This window comes from Paraburkholderia caffeinilytica (genome assembly GCF_051027425.1).
Lineage (GTDB): Bacteria > Pseudomonadota > Gammaproteobacteria > Burkholderiales > Burkholderiaceae > Paraburkholderia > Paraburkholderia caffeinilytica_A.
On sequence record NZ_CP186553.1, the window covers coordinates 3,533,052 to 3,550,133 of the forward strand.

Annotated in this window: 20 protein-coding genes; 5 read left to right on the forward strand and 15 right to left on the reverse strand. The window is 59.6% G+C overall.

Annotation, left to right across the window (positions count from 1 at the left end; translation table 11 throughout):
* Nucleotides 1-76: 76 nt before the first annotated feature.
* The 6 genes from asd to ACOSV0_RS36185 form a co-directional block, all read right to left on the reverse strand.
* A complete protein-coding gene (asd, locus tag ACOSV0_RS36160) occupies nt 77-1,198 on the reverse strand; it encodes an aspartate-semialdehyde dehydrogenase (protein WP_434112790.1) in 1,122 nt (373 codons plus the stop codon).
* A 360-nt stretch (nt 1,199-1,558) separates the two neighbouring features.
* Nucleotides 1,559-2,626: a 3-isopropylmalate dehydrogenase gene (gene leuB, locus ACOSV0_RS36165; RefSeq protein WP_097394841.1), complete on the reverse strand. Its 1,068-nt coding sequence runs from the start codon at nt 2,624-2,626 to the stop codon at nt 1,559-1,561.
* 55 nt (nt 2,627-2,681) lie between these two features.
* Nucleotides 2,682-3,335, reverse strand: a complete 654-nt coding sequence (gene leuD / locus ACOSV0_RS36170) for a 3-isopropylmalate dehydratase small subunit (RefSeq protein WP_434112792.1) — start codon at nt 3,333-3,335, stop codon at nt 2,682-2,684.
* Nucleotides 3,336-3,421: 86 nt separating this feature from the next.
* Nucleotides 3,422-3,580, reverse strand: a complete 159-nt coding sequence (locus ACOSV0_RS36175; protein WP_028196115.1) for an entericidin A/B family lipoprotein — start codon at nt 3,578-3,580, stop codon at nt 3,422-3,424.
* Between the two features lie 4 nt (nt 3,581-3,584).
* Nucleotides 3,585-4,994 (reverse strand): 3-isopropylmalate dehydratase large subunit, encoded by a 1,410-nt coding sequence (gene leuC / locus ACOSV0_RS36180; protein ID WP_434112796.1) that lies wholly within the window; start codon nt 4,992-4,994, stop codon nt 3,585-3,587.
* A gap of 258 nt (nt 4,995-5,252) precedes the next feature.
* Nucleotides 5,253-6,497, reverse strand: coding sequence for a DUF1479 domain-containing protein (locus ACOSV0_RS36185; RefSeq protein WP_434112798.1), 1,245 nt, complete (start codon nt 6,495-6,497; stop codon nt 5,253-5,255).
* Nucleotides 6,498-6,644: 147 nt separating this feature from the next.
* On the opposite strand from ACOSV0_RS36185, the gene ACOSV0_RS36190 reads away from it, so the two are divergent.
* Complete coding sequence (locus ACOSV0_RS36190; RefSeq protein ID WP_434112800.1) at nt 6,645-7,628, forward strand: helix-turn-helix domain-containing protein; 984 nt, start codon at nt 6,645-6,647, stop codon at nt 7,626-7,628.
* Between the two features lie 264 nt (nt 7,629-7,892).
* Here the strand turns inward: ACOSV0_RS36190 and ACOSV0_RS36195 are convergent, their stop codons facing one another.
* Both ACOSV0_RS36195 and ACOSV0_RS36200 read right to left on the reverse strand, forming a co-directional pair.
* Nucleotides 7,893-8,156 carry a hypothetical protein gene (locus ACOSV0_RS36195; RefSeq protein WP_434112802.1) on the reverse strand — a complete coding sequence of 88 codons (264 nt, stop codon included), beginning with the start codon at nt 8,154-8,156 and terminating at the stop codon, nt 7,893-7,895.
* Nucleotides 8,157-8,164: 8 nt separating this feature from the next.
* Nucleotides 8,165-9,139: an RHS repeat-associated core domain-containing protein gene (locus tag ACOSV0_RS36200; protein ID WP_434112804.1), complete on the reverse strand. Its 975-nt coding sequence runs from the start codon at nt 9,137-9,139 to the stop codon at nt 8,165-8,167.
* Nucleotides 9,140-9,176: 37 nt separating this feature from the next.
* On the opposite strand from ACOSV0_RS36200, the gene ACOSV0_RS36205 reads away from it, so the two are divergent.
* The 4 genes from ACOSV0_RS36205 to ACOSV0_RS36220 all read left to right on the forward strand — a co-directional run bounded on the left by ACOSV0_RS36205 (nt 9,177) and on the right by ACOSV0_RS36220 (nt 10,889).
* Nucleotides 9,177-9,416 (forward strand): hypothetical protein, encoded by a 240-nt coding sequence (locus ACOSV0_RS36205; RefSeq protein WP_434116195.1) that lies wholly within the window; start codon nt 9,177-9,179, stop codon nt 9,414-9,416.
* Nucleotides 9,417-9,551: 135 nt separating this feature from the next.
* A complete protein-coding gene (locus tag ACOSV0_RS36210; RefSeq protein WP_434112807.1) occupies nt 9,552-10,034 on the forward strand; it encodes a type II secretion system protein in 483 nt (160 codons plus the stop codon).
* Nucleotides 10,035-10,041: 7 nt separating this feature from the next.
* Nucleotides 10,042-10,425 (forward strand): type II secretion system protein, encoded by a 384-nt coding sequence (locus ACOSV0_RS36215; RefSeq protein ID WP_434112809.1) that lies wholly within the window; start codon nt 10,042-10,044, stop codon nt 10,423-10,425.
* Between the two features lie 56 nt (nt 10,426-10,481).
* Nucleotides 10,482-10,889 (forward strand): type II secretion system protein, encoded by a 408-nt coding sequence (locus tag ACOSV0_RS36220; protein WP_434112811.1) that lies wholly within the window; start codon nt 10,482-10,484, stop codon nt 10,887-10,889.
* Between the two features lie 163 nt (nt 10,890-11,052).
* Here the strand turns inward: ACOSV0_RS36220 and gltA are convergent, their stop codons facing one another.
* The 7 genes from gltA to ACOSV0_RS36255 all read right to left on the reverse strand — a co-directional run bounded on the left by gltA (nt 11,053) and on the right by ACOSV0_RS36255 (nt 17,051).
* Nucleotides 11,053-12,354, reverse strand: coding sequence for a citrate synthase (gene gltA / locus ACOSV0_RS36225; RefSeq protein WP_434112813.1), 1,302 nt, complete (start codon nt 12,352-12,354; stop codon nt 11,053-11,055).
* A gap of 84 nt (nt 12,355-12,438) precedes the next feature.
* Nucleotides 12,439-12,711, reverse strand: a complete 273-nt coding sequence (locus ACOSV0_RS36230) for a succinate dehydrogenase assembly factor 2 (protein WP_410837352.1) — start codon at nt 12,709-12,711, stop codon at nt 12,439-12,441.
* 84 nt (nt 12,712-12,795) lie between these two features.
* Nucleotides 12,796-13,500 carry a succinate dehydrogenase iron-sulfur subunit gene (locus ACOSV0_RS36235; protein WP_054034792.1) on the reverse strand — a complete coding sequence of 235 codons (705 nt, stop codon included), beginning with the start codon at nt 13,498-13,500 and terminating at the stop codon, nt 12,796-12,798.
* Nucleotides 13,501-13,524: 24 nt separating this feature from the next.
* Complete coding sequence (sdhA, locus tag ACOSV0_RS36240) at nt 13,525-15,300, reverse strand: succinate dehydrogenase flavoprotein subunit (RefSeq protein ID WP_434112816.1); 1,776 nt, start codon at nt 15,298-15,300, stop codon at nt 13,525-13,527.
* A gap of 4 nt (nt 15,301-15,304) precedes the next feature.
* Nucleotides 15,305-15,673, reverse strand: a complete 369-nt coding sequence (sdhD, locus tag ACOSV0_RS36245; protein WP_054034791.1) for a succinate dehydrogenase, hydrophobic membrane anchor protein — start codon at nt 15,671-15,673, stop codon at nt 15,305-15,307.
* Between the two features lie 4 nt (nt 15,674-15,677).
* Entirely contained in the window at nt 15,678-16,094 is a 417-nt protein-coding gene (gene sdhC, locus ACOSV0_RS36250; RefSeq protein ID WP_054034790.1) for a succinate dehydrogenase, cytochrome b556 subunit, read from the reverse strand.
* Nucleotides 16,095-16,250: 156 nt separating this feature from the next.
* A complete protein-coding gene (locus ACOSV0_RS36255; RefSeq protein ID WP_434112818.1) occupies nt 16,251-17,051 on the reverse strand; it encodes a GntR family transcriptional regulator in 801 nt (266 codons plus the stop codon).
* Nucleotides 17,052-17,082: the final 31 nt, after the last annotated feature.

Here is a 17,082-nt window from a genome sequence, read left to right on the forward strand (position 1 = left end):
AGCACACAATGAAAAAAGCGCCGCGCAAGCGCGACGCTTTTTGAGTTTTCTACGCGTCGTAAGCGCGTAGTTTACTTTACTTGTCGAGCACAATGCGAAGCATGCGACGCAGCGGTTCTGCCGCGCCCCACAGCAACTGATCGCCGACCGTGAAGGCCGACAGATATTCGCCGCCCATCGCCAGTTTGCGCACACGGCCGACCGGCACGGTCAGCGTGCCCGTCACCACGGCCGGGGACAGATCGCGCATCGAAGCTTCGCGTTCGTTCGGCACAACCTTGACCCAGTCGTTGGCCGACGCGAGGATGCTGTTCACTTCGTCCAGCGGCACGTCCTTGTTCAGCTTGATGGTCAGCGCCTGCGAGTGGCAGCGCATTGCGCCGATCCGCACGCACAGACCATCTACCGGGATCGAACCCGGCGTGCCCATGGCCGGCTTGCCGAGGATCTTGTTGGTTTCCGCGCCGCCCTTCCACTCTTCCTTCGACATGCCGTTGCCGAGATCCTTGTCGATCCACGGAATCAGCGAGCCGGCGAGCGGCACGCCGAAGTTGTCGGTCGGCATGCTGTCACTGTTCATGGCGCTCAGCACGCGGCGGTCGATGTCGAGAATCGCCGAAGCCGGATTGGCGAGTTCGTCCTTCACTGCGCCGTGCAACGTGCCCATTTGCGACAGCAGTTCGCGCATGTTTTGCGCGCCCGCGCCCGAAGCGGCCTGATACGTCATGGCCGTCATCCAGTCGACGAGGTTTTCGCGGAACAGGCCGCCCAGCGCCATCAGCATCAGGCTGACCGTGCAGTTCCCGCCGATGAAATTCTTCTGGCCCTTGACCAGCGCGTTCTTGATCACGTCGAGGTTGACCGGATCGAGAATGATGACCGCGTCATCTTTCATGCGCAGCGACGAAGCCGCGTCGATCCAGTAGCCGTTCCAGCCCGCTGCGCGCAGCTTCGGGAACACTTCATTCGTGTAATCGCCGCCCTGGCAGGAGATGATCGCGTCGCACTTCTTCAGGTCGTCGATGCTTGTCGCGTCTTTGAGCTTGGTCTCGTTTTTGGCGAACGACGGCGCGTTGCCGCCCGTGTTGCTGGTGCTGAAAAACACCGGTTCGATCAAGTCGAAATCGCCTTCCTGCTGCATACGTTGCATCAGGACGCTGCCGACCATACCGCGCCAACCTACGAGACCTACGTTCATGACTTCATACCCTTCGAATGGAAACTTCCCCGCATCTTTGCCCGCAGTGACCGCGCGGGGAAGATGAGCGGGCACGACGGACGATCAGCGTTTCGTGATCGTTTTCGGGGTAATCGTTTTGATGGTGGTAATGGCGAACTCAACCACACGGGCTGTTTTGCCGTGCAATTTGGAAACCGAGGAGATTTGGGAGATCTGCGCCATCGCTACAATATACACGAAAACCGGAATCTGGCGACGTCATCCAACGCCGCTATCGTCCGTATTACGCGCGAATCGGCCTGTTTCGAGGCCAATTCGCGTTTTAAAGGCCGCTTTGAGACTGTTTAGCGACCTGACTACCCACTGCTCCAAAGGCCGTTACAGCGCGGCAACCACTGCGTCGCCCATCGCCACGGTGCCGACCTGCTTGCAACCCGGCGTCAGAATGTCGCCCGTGCGGAAGCCCTGTTCCAGCACCTTCTTCACCGCGCTTTCGATACGATCCGCCTGCTCCGCCTTGTTGAGCGAATAACGCAGCATCATTGCGGCAGACAGAATCGTGGCCAGCGGATTCGCCACGCCCTTACCGGCGATATCCGGCGCGGAACCGTGCGACGGCTCGTACAAGCCCTTGTTGTTCTTGTCGAGCGAGGCCGACGGCAGCATGCCGATCGAGCCCGTCAGCATCGCGGCTTCATCCGACAGAATGTCGCCGAACATGTTGCCGGTCACAACCACGTCGAACGCCTTAGGCGCCTTCACCAACTGCATCGCCGCGTTGTCCACGTACATATGCGACAACTCGACGTCCGCGTATTCCTTCGACACGTCGATCATCACGTCGCGCCAGAACTGCGAGGTTTCGAGCACATTGGCCTTGTCCACGCTCGTCAGCTTCTTCTGGCGTTTTTGCGCCGCCTGAAACGCGACGTGCGCAATGCGGCGCACTTCGGGTTCCGAATAACGCATCGTGTCGAAGCCTTCCTTCGCACCTTCGAACAGCCCATCCGGCGACGAACGCACACCGCGCGGCGCGCCGAAGTAGATGTCGCCGTTCAGTTCGCGCACGATCAGGATGTCGAGACCTGAAACGATCTCTTCCTTCAACGACGAAGCGCCCGTGAGTTGCGGATAGCAGATCGCCGGACGGAAATTCGCGAACAGTTGCAGGTGCTTGCGCAGGCCGAGAATGGCCTGTTCCGGGCGCAGCGCGCGTTCGAGCGAGTCGTACTTCCAGTCGCCGACGGCGCCGAACAGGATCGCATCGGCTTCTTTCGCCAGCGCCAGCGTCGAATCGGGCAGCGGATGGCCCTTCGCTTCGTAGCCCGCGCCGCCAACCGGCGCTTCTTCGAGTTCGAACTTTTCGCCGAGCACGTTCAGGACCTTGACGGCCTCCTTGACGATTTCGGGACCGATGCCGTCGCCCGGCAAGACTGCGATCTTCATGCGAATTCCTTGATGATTTTCTTCGAGACTGTTGAGCTGGAATCAGCGAGCGGGCTTAGCCGACGATCCGGTGAGCCAGCCACGGCTGCTTCGCGATCCGCTCAGCTTCGAACTGGCGAATCTTGTCCGCGTGACGCAGCGTGAGGCCGATATCGTCGAAGCCGTTCAGCAGGCAGTACTTGCGGAAGCCCGCGACTTCGAACGGATATGCGGCGGCGCCGTCCGACGTGCGTACGACTTGCGCGTCCAGGTCGATGGTCAACTGGAAGCCGTTGAACGCGTAGGTTTCGTTGAACAGGTGGTCGACTTGCTGTTCGGTCAGCACGATCGGCAGCAGGCCGTTCTTGAAGCAGTTGTTGTAGAAAATATCGGCGAAGCTCGGCGCAATGATCGCGCGGAAACCGTATTGCTGCAGCGCCCACGGCGCGTGCTCACGCGAGCTGCCACAACCGAAGTTCTTGCGCGCCAGCAGCACCGACGCGCCCTGATAACGCGACTGATTCAGCACGAAATCCGGATTCAGCGGACGCTTCGAGTTGTCTTGACCCGGCTCGCCGTGGTCGAGATAACGCCATTCGTCGAACGCGTTCGGACCAAAGCCCGTGCGTTTGATCGACTTCAGGAATTGCTTCGGAATGATCGCGTCCGTGTCGACGTTTTCGCGATCGAGCGGCGCCACGACGCCGGTGTGTACGATGAATTTATCCATGACGCTTGCGCCTGTTTCAAGACCGGGCGATGCGCGTGGTGGCCGGAAAGCCACCCGCTACATTGCCGGCAAAAATCAAAAACCGCTTATTTATCAGCGTGGTTGCTGATCGAATTGCCGAGGTGCGACATGTCCTCGCCGAATCCGTGCACCGTGTTGCAGCCGGCCAGACCTAGCAATAGCCCAGCCAGGGTACCGAGTGCGAAGCGACGCAATAGAGTGGTGCGATTCATGTTCTTCATCATGCGTTTATCCAAGCTTGCGAATATCGACAAAATGCCCTTCGATAGCCGCAGCGGCAGCCATCGCGGGGCTCACGAGGTGGGTACGGCCACCGGCGCCCTGACGACCTTCGAAATTACGATTCGACGTGGACGCGCAACGTTCGCCCGGATCCAGCCGGTCGGCGTTCATTGCGAGGCACATCGAGCAACCGGGCTCACGCCATTCGAAACCGGCATCCGTAAAGACCTTGTCGAGGCCTTCGCGTTCCGCTTGCGCCTTCACCAGACCCGAACCCGGCACCACCATGGCCAGACGGATGTTCGATGCGACGCGGCGACCGAGCTTCTTCACGACGTATGCCGCAGCGCGAATGTCTTCAATGCGCGCGTTGGTGCACGACCCAATGAAGATTTTATCCGGCTTGATGGATTCGATCGGCGCATTCGGTTCGAGCGCCATGTATTTCAATGCCCGCTCCATTGCGTCACGCTTGACCGGGTCCTTTTCGCGTTCCGGATCCGGCACGCGGCCGTCCACGGCGGTGACCATTTCCGGCGACGTGCCCCACGTGACTTGCGGCACGATTTCCGCTGCGTTCAGTTCGACCACGCGATCGAATTGCGCACCGTCGTCCGACTTGAACTGCTTCCAGTACTCGACCGCGTGATCCCACTCGACGCCTGTCGGCGAGAACGGACGGCCCTTCAGGTATTCGATGGTGGTGTCGTCCACAGCGACCATGCCGGCGCGCGCGCCCGCTTCGATCGCCATATTGCAGACCGTCATGCGGCCTTCCATGGACAACGCGCGAATCGTCGAACCGCCGAATTCGATCGCATAGCCCGTGCCGCCCGCCGTGCCGATCTTGCCGATGATCGCAAGCACGATGTCTTTCGCGGTACAGCCGCGCGGCAACGGGCCTTCAACCTTCACCAGCATGTTCTTGCTCTTCTTCTGCAAGAGCGTTTGCGTGGCCAGCACGTGCTCGACTTCCGACGTGCCGATGCCGTGCGCCAGCGCGCCGAACGCGCCGTGCGTGGACGTGTGCGAGTCGCCGCAGACGATGGTCATGCCCGGCAGCGTAGCGCCCTGCTCCGGCCCGATGATGTGCACGATGCCCTGACGCAGGTCGTTCATCTTGAACTGCGTGATGCCGTAGGCGTCGCAGTTCGTGTCGAGCGTATCGACTTGCAGCTTGGAGACCGGATCGGCAATGCCGTGGCTGCGATCCGTGGTGGGGACGTTGTGGTCCGACACCGCCAGATTCGCGCTGATGCGCCACACCGGACGCTCAGCCAGCTTCAGGCCTTCGAACGCCTGAGGGCTGGTGACTTCGTGCAGCAGGTGACGGTCGATATAGAGAATCGTCGTACCGTCTTCTTCCGTGTGGACCACGTGTGTGTTCCACAATTTATCGTAGAGAGTCTGTGCCATGGTATGCGGGGTAGTAATGACTGCGGGCTGACTGTGTCGGTCGATTATGCCACGCAGAACCCCGCTTTGGGCCCCTCAATCAGGGAGAAAACCGATAAAAAACAGTGAGTTGGGTGGTAGTGGCGATACCTGTATGGACGTTACCCGGCAAGGGATTGCGTGGCGTGCGCGATGTCACGCCCCGCGTGTTCATGGGTTGGCGCGGCGTGGCGCTTCATGCGCGAACCCGCGCAGCCATGCACATCCGAGGCTCAGCGCTCAAAGGTCGAACCCCAGTTGGGCCCGCCCCTGCGGCGTCAAATCGCTTTCCTGCGCACGGCCGATGAAGTCCGTTTCGAAGTGATCGGCGGGAAAATCCGGCGGACTCTCGCCACGCAGGAAACTCGGCAGCTGGCGCTTCAGATAAGCCTCGTTTTTCGCGCACCACGGCGCCGATGAGATGTACATCACGTTGCTATAGCCGCTGCCTTTATGCGCGTCTTCCACGGAATGCACGACGTCGCTGTGCCAGAACACCGCGTCGCCCGCTTGCATGTGTGGGATCGGCGTGACCGCTTCGAGCAGCAGGCCGTGCCATTCAGGTTTGATCGACAACGCACGCGCCGGTTGCGCGCCGCAGAGTTCGTCGTCGGGAACGTCGTCCTGCAGCGCACGAAGGATGACGTAGGCCATTGCGTTGGCGATTGGGATCAGTTGCAGCGTTCCGTCGCCGGGTCCTTGCGGCGTCAGCGCAGTCCACCCCTGGAAAGTGCGGAACATCGAGCATACGGCTGGCGACGGGATCTCCTGCACATCGGGGCGAAAGGCGGCGTCGAACGGATCGTACGCGCGCCAGTTGCCCGACAGCACGTGCCGATACACCTGCTGGAAATTCGGATCGAGCCAGCGCTCGACCGACCCTCCGTCGACGTGCGGCGACAAACCCAGCGACTCCGAACCAGGCGGCCGACGGCGGATCCGGTCCGCGTACACCGGCACGCGCTCGGGATCGAAGTGCTGCTTGCCTTCGCTCTCCGACGTCCACAAACGATTGAGGAACACGCGCGTGTTGGTTAGCTGTTCGGACTGCCGTGCTTCCGTTTGCGGTTTCGACCAGTACACGCCATAGATCTGCGGCTTACTCGACGAGAGATTGCCGAAGTACTTGTCCTCCGCGCGGTGCGCGAGCTTATCGTCCAGGTGATTGCGCTCGACGTATTGCGCGATTTCATCGTTCCACCTGCCGGCTTGCTGACGGCTGAACACCCCACGCACCACGCATGCGCCGCGCGTCTTGATCCGGGCGATCGTAGCTGGGTCGACGTCGCCGGAAACGATGCTCGTGTAGTCGAACACGGGAATGGCTTCGCGCCCTTCCTCACGGTCGCGATGGATGACGTCGACCTGCTGCCGGATCGCGCCTTCGACTTCGCGGAACACTTGCGCATAGTTCGGCAATGCGGTGCGCAGCAAGCGTTTCGTAGTACGGATCGCCTCGGGAAGATTGTCGATCACGAGCGGCATGGCTTGTCTCCTTTGCATCGGTTTTGTGTGGGACTTCAGTGCATCCAGATTAGGTAGCTTTCGTGCCCATCACGCATCCTTTTCGGCCAATTATCGATACAATTCTGCCATTCGCCGCTTTTCCTTCCAGCGGCCAGGTTGCGTACCGTGAAACCACAATACGAACGCGTCACCATCCCGGACGGCTGCTCGATCCGCGTCTACCACCGGCAGCTCGCGCAGATTCCGTTCGAATGGCACCACCACCCTGAATATGAACTCACGCTGACGATGAATAGCCGTGGCCGGCGCTTCGTCGGCGACCATATCGCCGATTACAGCGGCGACGATCTCGTGCTGGTGCCGCCGGACATGCCGCACACGTGGGCGTCGACGGAACCGATCGATGCACGCGAACCGCAGGTGGCGATCGTGGTGTGGTTCAGTGGTGATTGGGCGCGGCGGATGGCGGATTGTTGCCCGGAGTTTGCTTCGTTGCGGACGTTGTTGAGGCGCGGCGCGCCGGGGCTGCGGTTCAGTGCAGACGCAAGCGCTGCAATGCGCGCCAAAGTCGATTTGCTTCTGGATGCGGCGCCACGTGTTCGGCTCGCCGCCGTGCTGGAAATACTCGTTCAGTTAGCCGGAGACCACGCCGAGCCGCTTGCGTCACCGTCCGCTCATATCAACGCGATGCGCGCGCCCGATGGCGGTGTCCGTGCTTCACGCGAGCCGGGATCCGAAGCGGAACGGCTAAATCGCGTGCTCGATCTGCTGGACCGGCGCTTTAGCGAGCCGCTGCGAATCGCTGCGCTTTGCGCGGCGGCCAACCTGTCGGAACGTTCGCTGCATCGTTACTTCGTGAGGCATGTGGGTGAGAGCGTTGGACGTCATCTAAGCCGGTTACGCATTAGCTATGCGGCCCGGCAACTCACCGACACAGCGTGGCCGATTGCTGTCATCGCTACGAAGGCTGGCTTTACCAACCTTGCCAATTTCAATCGACAGTTCATGTCGGCACGCGGCATGACGCCGAGTGCTTATCGGCGCTTCTTCGAAACCTATGGACATGCGCCGCAGACCGAAGCCATGCCTGCACTTGAAGCACGTTCGCCGTCGTTGGACCGGTTGCGCAAGAGAAGAACCGAACCATAAGATGGGCGCCCTCGGCAGCATCCTTGCCGCGAGGTCACCCGGTACAGGTGATGGTGGTTGTCGTATCTATAACCGGACCCGCCTGCTAGAACCGCGCAACATTGGCATGTACATCCGCGCCTTGTAGTAGTACAGCCCCAGCTTAAAAGACGAAGGGCCGCGTCAGCAGCCCTTCGTCTATGCATGTGACCTTGGAGTTGAAGACTCCATAGTCGAATATCCAGCGTGAACGTGGTTCGACCCGCTCGATTCTCTAGCAGCAAACTATTCAAGTTCTGCCCGCAGACTCGCCAATTTGGCCGCAACCCGACTAGTATGCTGCTCATCGCCATCAAGCCCTATCCGTTCCAACTCGATCCAGCGTAGATGAGTACAGAGCTCGACGCTCGACTGACCCGCGCGAAGCATCTTGCATATAGCCGGTGCGTACATGTCGTATTCGTCGTGGGCCTCGGGGATGTCTTTTATTCCGATTGGATCCCAGTCATAAAGCAATACTGCCCGCACCTTGGTTTCAAGAGGGTCCATTGTTTGACTCATTTTGGCGCTCCAGGGATGACGGTAATTACAAGCCCCGTTGCCGAGTTCGTGATAACCCGAACATTATTCACTGAATCGTAGATCCCGGTTGTCCCAGCTCCTGTCGGATAGACAACTCCGCTCTGAATTGTGTTTTGCACAGCCGATGGTGGAACGCCTCGCCCCTGCATTTGGTCGATCGCGTGTCCTGAATAGCCGATACCGTCAATAGTCGTCGGAATGTTTGTTCCTCGTGGCACTGTCATTGGACTTCCGCTGCGGCCAACCGGACTGGTCGCCCCCGCCAGCGCCCCATTCAAAGCGGTTGTCGGCACACTAATCTTGCCTGCCTGCTGCATCGTGGCAGGCGTCGACTGGCCGACCGCTGCGCGCACCTTCTCCTGCGCAGCCCTCAACGCACGCTGCTCTTCGGCCGCCTTTTCCTTGGGGCAACTCTCTGCCGCCAGCCCCAACGGATCACTGAAGTTGATCGGATTATTCCCGACGTACGCATACAGATTCAGATCATCAGCCGTCCCCACCGGATCCGTCTGCAGAAACCGCCCCAGGTGCGGCGCGTACATCCGCGCCTTGTAATAGTACAGCTGCAGCCCCGCCACATAATACTGTCCCGTGTACAGGAAGTTCGAGCGAGGCGTCGACCCCGTAGTCTCCCCGAACGGTCCGTACTTCACACTGTCAAGCGTCGCGCCCGCGCTATTCGCCGACGCAACAATGCTGCCCTGCTGGTCCGCGTACAGATACATCTTCGCGTTCGTGTCCGCACCATCGTACTGCACCAGCGGTGCATCCACACCGGGGCCAAACACATAGCGATGCTTCATCGCCCCCGCAGCATCGTAGTCCGCCACCAGACTCTGACCGTCGTACAGCAGGTTTGTCGCCACATTGCTGTAGGACAGCCGCACCAGTCGCCCTTCCGGGTCATAGCCCAGCGTCGCGTCAACACCGGTGCGGCGCGCCGTCGTCATCCTGTCGGAGAATTCCAGCCATGCGCCGGCACGCCAGATGTTGCAGCAGATCGACGCGCAATACACACGAGCTGCAATGGTGCTGCCTGCCCTGAACCAGTCGTTGCAGACGCCAGTTACGCTGGAGTTGAAGGATGTCGACATCCGCTCTATTCTCACGATCCTGGCCAACCCGCGTATTCGCGTATTGAATCGGGAGAAAGCCAGCGTACTGATCGGCGACAAGGTACCGGTAATCACGTCGACAGTGAACCAGCCGATGGCTCCCTCGCAATGATCACGCTTCGCGCGGATCACCCGTCGAATGGACCAGTCAATCTGTCATTGCAGAACCTGAAGGTAGAGAAAGAAAACCACGCGCAAATGATTAGCACGGTGACCCTCCCCAAACAGATCGTCGTTTCCCAGTGAGATGAAGCAGAAGCCTCCGGATTCCGGATTTACGCTAATTGAAATGATCGTCACGGTCGCGTTAGTGGCGATCATTGCATCGGTTGCGACACCATTCGTCAAATTGCACGAGCGGCGTGAGAAGGAACGTGAACTAAAGCAGGCGTTACGAGAAATCCGGACCGCGATCGATGCCTACAAACAAGCGGGCGACGAAGGCCGGATTGCACGTTCGCTCGATTCAACGGGTTATCCAGTATCACTGGACGAACTGGTGACCGGCGTCGTGGATCAGCGCGACCCGAAAGGTAAGAAGATTTACTTCCTGCGCCGCGTGCCACGCGACCCGATGAATCCGGCGCTGTCTGGATCCGCTCAAGATAGCTGGGGTAAGCGTAGCTACTCCAGCGAAGCGGGCGCCTCCCAAGATGGCACCGATGTGTACGACGTATCTTCGTTGAGTGATCGGAGGGGTACGAACGGTATCCCCTATCGAGAATGGTGAAAAGTAGATGACCCCGCAAAAGCAGAATCGTGGATTCACGCTGATTGAATTGCTGGTGGTGCTGGCAATCGTGGCAACGCTGCTCTCGATCGTCGCGCCGCGCTACGTTCATCAGACCGACCGCGCAAAAGAAGCCGCGCTGAAAGCAAATCTATCGGCCTTGCGTCGGGTGCTGGACGAGTATTACGGCGACATGGGCGAATACCCGGAAAATCTCCTTGCACTGACCGAACGACACTATCTGCGTGCGTTGCCGGTGGATCCGATGACCAACCGCTCCGACAGTTGGGTGCCGGTGCAAGGTACCGATGAAGACGACAAAACTGTCGTCGACGTGAAAAGTGGTGCGCGGGGCAAAGCGCTCGACGGCACAGAGTACAACTCGTGGTGACCGGCTTCCCAAGTTTCGCACGCCAACGGGGTATCGCGTATTTCTGGGCGCTACTGATGGTGCTGTTCATCACGCTAGGTCTTGGCAAGCTGCTGGAGGATGCGTCAAGATCGAATCAGCGTTCCCGTGAAGCGGAACTGCTATACACCGGCAATCTGTATCGGGAGGCAATCCGGCAGTACTGGCAAAGTACGCCAATCGGCACCAAGCCCTATCCGGAGAAACTCGACGATCTGCTGCATGACCCACGCTATCCTGTGATTCGCCGCTATCTGCGCAGGCTCTATCCAGATCCCATCACAGGGAAGGGCTTTGTCCCGATTCCTGCGCCAGATGGCGGCGTGATGGGGGTACGTAGCGCATCGTCGCGCAAACCGATCAAGCTGGCCGGATTCAAAGCAGATCAAACAGCATTTGCAGTGGCACAAAGTTACCAGCAATGGGAGTTCAGTTTCGCACCGTAAAGCAGTATGGCCTCGCGCTTCCCAATGAAGAGCTAGCTACCGCAGCCAAACAAAACGCCCCAACGGTAAACCCGTTGGGGCGTTTTCATCAGCCTGATCCTACGTTAATTCTGCGTTGATCCGCGGCGAGCGAACCACCACAAACTACGCAGACTCAACCCAATCAGCGTTGTGCAATCGGCTTCGCTTCACGTTGCGTATCGCCGATGAACAACTGACGCGGACGGCCAATCTTCTGTTCCGGATCGGCGATCATTTCGTTCCACTGTGCAATCCAGCCCACCGTACGCGCCATCGCGAAGATACACGTGAACATCGACGTCGGGATGCCCAGCGCGCGCTGAACGATGCCCGAGTAGAAGTCGACGTTCGGGTACAGCTTGCGCGACACGAAGTATTCGTCTTCCAGTGCGATCTTTTCCAGCGCCATGGCCAGCTTGAACAGCGGGTCGTCGTGCAGGCCCAGCTCTTCCAGCACTTCGTGGCAGGTTTCGCGCATCAGCTTCGCACGCGGGTCGTAGTTCTTGTAGACGCGGTGACCGAAGCCCATCAGCTTCACGCCCGAGTTCTTGTCCTTCACCTGCTTGATGAACTCAGGAATGTTGTCGACCGAGCCGATTTCTTCCAGCATGTTCAGTGCGGCTTCGTTCGCACCACCGTGCGCCGGGCCCCACAGACAAGCGATACCAGCGGCGATACACGCGAACGGGTTAGCGCCCGACGAACCCGCCAGACGAACCGTCGACGTCGACGCATTCTGTTCGTGGTCAGCGTGCAGGATCAGGATACGGTCCAGCGCGCGCACCAGCACGTCGTTGACCTTGTACTCTTCGCACGGGTTCGAGAACATCATGTGCATGAAGTTCGCGCTGTACGACAGGTCGTTCTTCGGGTACGCAAACGGCTGGCCGATGCTGTACTTGTACGCCATCGCGACGAGCGTAGGCAGCTTCGCGATCATGCGAATAGCCGACACTTCACGGTGACGCGGATTGTTGATGTCGAGCGAGTCGTGATAGAACGCCGACAGCGCGCCGACTGCGGCGACCAGAATCGCCATCGGGTGCGCGTCACGGCGGAAACCGCGGAAGAAGAAGTGCATCTGCTCGTGCACCATCGTGTGCTTCGTGACGGTGTTCACAAACTCCGCATTCTGCTGCGCGTTCGGCAGTTCGCCCTTCAGCAGCAGGTAGCAGGTTTCGAGGAAGTCGGCGTTTTCCGCGAGGTTGTCGATCGGGTAGCCGCGGTACAGCAGCTCGCCCTTGTCGCCGTCGATGTAGGTGATCGCCGAATTGCACGCCGCCGTCGACATAAAGCCCGGATCGTACGTGAACTTGCCGGTCTGGCCGTACAGTTTGCGGATGTCGATCACGTCCGGGCCGAGAGTGCCCTTGTAAATCGGCATTTCAACGCTCGGCGAATTGTCGCTGAACGATAGCGTGGCTTTAACATCTGACGGGGTCATAGCACATCCTCAATCGAAGTATGGAAACAGGGTTTCGATAATTTGCACGCCTGGAACAACGGACACGCGGCGAACAAGCGGCGCTCAAGCGTTGCGCAACAGCTCCAGCACCCGGATTACATCCGGGTCGGCAAGATCGCCTTCCGGTTCCTTGCGGACCAGCAGCAAGTCCATCAGGTCGTTATCGCTCAGCTCGAGCAGGCGCGTGAGAGCGCCTACATCGGCATCGCTGAGGTCATGCTCATATCGGCTGAAAAAACGCTCAAAGATCAGATCGTTTTCCAGCAGGCCCCGCCGCGCACGCCAGCGAAGGCGCGCGCGGCGGAGAGGGTCGGACTGATGCGATGTTTCGTTCATGTCAGTACGCGCCGGGCCGCCCCCAAGCGTACTGACCGCCCCCTCGGGGGGCAGCGAACGATAGGGAGCGTGGGGCTCTTCATATCAAACTGCGCGGCGAACCATCAATTCCTTGATCTTGCCAATCGCCTTGGTCGGGTTCAAGCCCTTCGGGCAGACGTCGACGCAATTCATGATCGTATGGCAACGGAACAGACGGTACGGATCTTCCAGGTTGTCGAGGCGTTCACCCGTCGCTTCGTCGCGGCTATCCGCGATGAAACGGTAGGCTTGCAACAGGCCAGCCGGGCCGACGAACTTGTCCGGATTCCACCAGAAGCTCGGGCACGAGGTCGAGCAGCTGGCACACAGAATACATTCGTACAGGCCGTCGAGCTCGTCGCGTTCTTCCGGCGACTGCAGACGTTCCTTTTCCGGCGGCGGCGTATCGTTGATCAGGTAAGGCTTGATCGAATGATACTGGTTGAAGAACTGCGTGAAGTCGCAGATCAGGTCGCGCACGACGGGCAGACCCGGCAGCGGACGCAGCACGATCTTCTGCGGCAAGTCGTTCATGTTCTGCAAGCAGGCCAGACCATTCTTGCCGTTGATGTTCATCGCGTCCGAACCGCACACGCCTTCGCGGCACGAACGGCGGAACGACAAGGTTTCGTCCATCGCCTTCAGCTTCAACAGCGCGTCGAGCAGCATGCGTTCGTGCGAGTCGATTTCGATCTCGTACGTTTGCATGCGCGGCGCTGCATCTTTATCCGGATCGTAGCGGTAAATTTCAAATGTACGCTTGGCCATTTCTGAATTCCTTTGACTTGTGCCTTAGAAGGTTCGCGCTTTCGGCGGTACCGATTCGACGGTCAGCGGTTGCATCTGAACCGGCTTGTAGTCGAGGCGATCGCCTTCGCTGAACCACAGCGTATGGCGCAGCCAGTTTTCGTCGTCGCGATGTTCGAAGTCGTTTTGCGCGTGCGCGCCGCGGCTTTCCTTGCGGGCTTCGGCGGAAATCATCGTGGCGCGTGCCACTTCGATCAGGTTCTCCACTTCCAGCGCTTCGATACGTGCCGTGTTGAACACCTTCGACTTGTCTTTCAGGTAGATGTTGTCGACACGGTCAGCCACTTCGCGAATCCGCTCGACGCCTTCGGCCAGCAGCTTCGACGTACGGAACACGCCGGCGTGCGCCTGCATCGTGGAGCGGATATCGGCCGCAACGGTTTGCGAGTATTCGCCCGACGTGGACTTGTCCAGCTTGTTCAGACGCGCCAGCGAGAAGTCGCCTGCGTCGGCCGGCAGCGGCTTGTGTTCCTTGATGTCCTTCACGTGCTTGACGATGTGGTTGCCGGCCGCGCGGCCGAACACCACCAGGTCGAGCAGCGAGTTCGTGCCGAGACGGTTTGCACCGTGCACCGACACGCACGAGCATTCGCCCACTGCGTAGAAACCGTTGACGACTTCCTTATGATCCCGCGACGTGCCAACGACCTGGCCGTTGATGTTCGTCGGGATGCCACCCATTTGATAGTGGATGGTCGGCACAACCGGAATCGGCTCTTTAATGCAATCGACGTTCGCGAACTTCATGGCGATTTCGCGGATCGACGGCAGACGCTTCATGATCGTCTCAGCGCCGATGTGCGACAGGTCGAGCAGCACGTGATCCTTGTTCGGACCCACGCCGCGGCCTTCCTTGATTTCCTGGTCCATCGAACGCGAAACGAAGTCGCGCGGCGCCAGATCCTTCAGCGTCGGTGCGTAGCGTTCCATGAAACGCTCGCCGTTCGAGTTACGCAGAATACCGCCTTCGCCACGCACGCCTTCGGTAATCAGCACGCCCGCGCCGGCCACGCCGGTGGGGTGGAATTGCCAGAATTCCATGTCTTGCAGTGCGATACCCGAACGCGCAGCCATGCCCAGGCCGTCGCCGGTGTTGATGAACGCGTTCGTGGATGCTGCGAAGATCCGGCCCGCGCCGCCCGTAGCAAACAGCGTGGTCTTGCCTTCGAGGATATAAACGTCGCCGGTTTCCATTTCCAGCGCGGTCACGCCGAGCACGTCGCCGTCGGCGTCGCGGATCAGATCCAGCGCCATCCATTCGACGAAGAACTGCGTCTTGGCAGCCACGTTTTGCTGGTACAGCGTGTGCAGCAGCGCGTGACCGGTACGGTCAGCGGCCGCGCAAGCGCGTTGCACCGGCTTTTCGCCGTAGTTGGCGGTGTGGCCGCCGAACGGGCGTTGGTAAATCGTGCCGTCAGCGTTACGGTCGAACGGCATGCCGAAGTGTTCGAGCTCGTACACGGCGTTCGGTGCTTCACGGCACATGAACTCGATCGCGTCCTGGTCGCCGAGCCAGTCGGAACCCTTGATCGTGTCGTAGAAGTGATAGTGCCAATTGTCTTCGCTCATGTTGCCGAGCGAGGCGCCGATGCCGCCTTGGGCCGCGACCGTGTGCGAACGCGTCGGGAACACCTTGGACAGCACGCAAACCGACAGACCGGCGCGCGCGAGTTGCAGCGAAGCGCGCATCCCCGAGCCGCCTGCGCCGACGATAACCACGTCAAACTTGCGACGCGGCAGAGAATTCTTGATTGCAGCCATTCTTTTACACTCTCCAGAGAATCTGCGCAGCGTAGCCCGCACATGCGAGCAGCCAGACGATCGTCAGCGCCTGAAGAAACAGGCGCGTGCCAACGGGCTTCACATAGTCCATCCAGATGTCGCGGATACCAACCCACGCGTGATAGAACAGCGACAGCAGCGTGACAAACGTGGCGAGCTTCATCCATTGCGTTGCAAAGATCGAGGCCCAGCCGTCATACGAGAAATCGCGCGCGCCGAAGAACCACGCGAGCAGGATCACCGTGTACACGGCCATGATGCAGGCGGTAATGCGCTGGGCGAGCCAGTCGCGCAGGCCGTAATGTGCGCCGACGACGAGACGCTTCGGACCGATTCGGTTATTAGCTGCCATTTTTTTAGAATGCTCCGAAGAGTTTGAGCGCAAAAGCAATCGTCAGAAGCGACGAAACGACCAGCACCACGATGGAGGTTTGCTTGCCCTTCTCTTTAGTCGTGAGGCCGTGGCTCGTGTCCATGAACAGGTGACGGACACCGGCGCAGAAGTGGAACAGGAAGGCCCACGCGAGAACGAGCGTGATGAGTTTGACGATGATGTTGGAGAGGAAGCCCTTGAAGACTTCGAAGCTGAGTTCGGAAGTCAGGCTCTGATCAAAGAGGTACAGCAGGAACGGAAGAAAAACAAAAAGCAGACCACCGCTCAAGCGGTGCAAGATCGACACTCGCCCCGCTAGCGGGAGACGGTATGCCGTCAAAATCTGCCCGATACCGATGTTCCGGAATTCCGGCCTCGGTTTTTTTACGGCTTCAGCCATGCTAGACCCCTACTATGTAGTCACACTAATCCGCAATTTTAGCGCCTTTTTATATCGCGCTGCAGCGAAAACCACTCCCGGTCCGTTACAGCGTGCGCGATAAAGGCACCTTCAAACAGGCGCGCGCGTGGGGCGCCGCGCCTTTCTCATCCTGACTCAGCTCAGATCGTTCTGATAGTAATACCCGGTTGTGACATACCAACCACGGCGCACTTCAACCGGCCGGTCTCCATATGTATAGGAGACGCGTTCGACCGAAAGCAGCGGAAAACCCGCCGGCACATGCAGCAGATCGGCGACCCCTGGATCAGCCGCGACCGCGCGAATCTTCTCCGTTGCGCGGATCATGCGTGTGCCGAATTCCGTCTCGAACATCGCGTAGAGGGGACCTTTATACTCCGACAGCCGCTCGAGCGTGAGCCCGCGAAACACCGCGCCGGGCAACCAGATTTCATCGAGTACGGTGACTTCGCCGTCGAACTGCAGCAGACGCTTGATCAACACCACCGGATCGGCGGGTTTGAGGTCGAGTTGCCGGGCGATGTCCGCCGAAGCGCGCAAACGCCGGCATTCAAGCAGGCGGCTGACGTGCGGATGTTCCGCGCCGTCATCGGCCAGTAATCTGAGGAAGCGAAACTGGGCGCGGTCTTCATTGTGCGTTGCAACAAAAGTACCCTTGCCCTGGCGGCGCACCAGCAGGTTGTCGGCAGCAAGCTCGTCGATCGCTTTGCGCACTGTTCCCTGACTGACCTTGAATCTGGCCGCCAATTCGACTTCACTAGGAATGATCTCGCCAGGTTTCCATTCGCCGCTTTCGAGGCTCTGCGTAATCAAGCCCTTGATCTGCTGATACAAGGGGCTGAAAGTGGGCGACGTAGCGGGCGTGGCAGCGGATACACCCTCGCCCGTGGCCCCCTGGCCGTTCGGATTCGCGGTGTTCGCCTGGTTCGAAGTCATCCGCGCATTTCATCATAAAGGGCCGGGCCGC

What these genes read in the sequence shown, in the direction of transcription:
- asd (WP_434112790.1), bottom strand. Translation starts at nt 1,198, where the DNA reads ATGAACGTAGGTCTCGTAGGTTGGCGCGGTATGGTCGGCAGCGTCCTG.
- leuB (WP_097394841.1), bottom strand. Translation starts at nt 2,626, where the DNA reads ATGAAGATCGCAGTCTTGCCGGGCGACGGCATCGGTCCCGAAATCGTC.
- leuD (WP_434112792.1), bottom strand. Translation starts at nt 3,335, where the DNA reads ATGGATAAATTCATCGTACACACCGGCGTCGTGGCGCCGCTCGATCGC.
- ACOSV0_RS36175 (WP_028196115.1), bottom strand. Translation starts at nt 3,580, where the DNA reads ATGATGAAGAACATGAATCGCACCACTCTATTGCGTCGCTTCGCACTC.
- leuC (WP_434112796.1), bottom strand. Translation starts at nt 4,994, where the DNA reads ATGGCACAGACTCTCTACGATAAATTGTGGAACACACACGTGGTCCAC.
- ACOSV0_RS36185 (WP_434112798.1), bottom strand. Translation starts at nt 6,497, where the DNA reads ATGCCGCTCGTGATCGACAATCTTCCCGAGGCGATCCGTACTACGAAA.
- ACOSV0_RS36195 (WP_434112802.1), bottom strand. Translation starts at nt 8,156, where the DNA reads ATGGACCCTCTTGAAACCAAGGTGCGGGCAGTATTGCTTTATGACTGG.
- ACOSV0_RS36200 (WP_434112804.1), bottom strand. Translation starts at nt 9,139, where the DNA reads ATGACGACGGCGCGCCGCACCGGTGTTGACGCGACGCTGGGCTATGAC.
- ACOSV0_RS36205 (WP_434116195.1), top strand. Translation starts at nt 9,177, where the DNA reads ATGTTGCAGCAGATCGACGCGCAATACACACGAGCTGCAATGGTGCTG.
- ACOSV0_RS36210 (WP_434112807.1), top strand. Translation starts at nt 9,552, where the DNA reads ATGAAGCAGAAGCCTCCGGATTCCGGATTTACGCTAATTGAAATGATC.
- ACOSV0_RS36215 (WP_434112809.1), top strand. Translation starts at nt 10,042, where the DNA reads ATGACCCCGCAAAAGCAGAATCGTGGATTCACGCTGATTGAATTGCTG.
- ACOSV0_RS36220 (WP_434112811.1), top strand. Translation starts at nt 10,482, where the DNA reads ATGGTGCTGTTCATCACGCTAGGTCTTGGCAAGCTGCTGGAGGATGCG.
- gltA (WP_434112813.1), bottom strand. Translation starts at nt 12,354, where the DNA reads ATGACCCCGTCAGATGTTAAAGCCACGCTATCGTTCAGCGACAATTCG.
- ACOSV0_RS36230 (WP_410837352.1), bottom strand. Translation starts at nt 12,711, where the DNA reads ATGAACGAAACATCGCATCAGTCCGACCCTCTCCGCCGCGCGCGCCTT.
- ACOSV0_RS36235 (WP_054034792.1), bottom strand. Translation starts at nt 13,500, where the DNA reads ATGGCCAAGCGTACATTTGAAATTTACCGCTACGATCCGGATAAAGAT.
- sdhA (WP_434112816.1), bottom strand. Translation starts at nt 15,300, where the DNA reads ATGGCTGCAATCAAGAATTCTCTGCCGCGTCGCAAGTTTGACGTGGTT.
- sdhD (WP_054034791.1), bottom strand. Translation starts at nt 15,673, where the DNA reads ATGGCAGCTAATAACCGAATCGGTCCGAAGCGTCTCGTCGTCGGCGCA.
- sdhC (WP_054034790.1), bottom strand. Translation starts at nt 16,094, where the DNA reads ATGGCTGAAGCCGTAAAAAAACCGAGGCCGGAATTCCGGAACATCGGT.
- ACOSV0_RS36255 (WP_434112818.1), bottom strand. Translation starts at nt 17,051, where the DNA reads ATGACTTCGAACCAGGCGAACACCGCGAATCCGAACGGCCAGGGGGCC.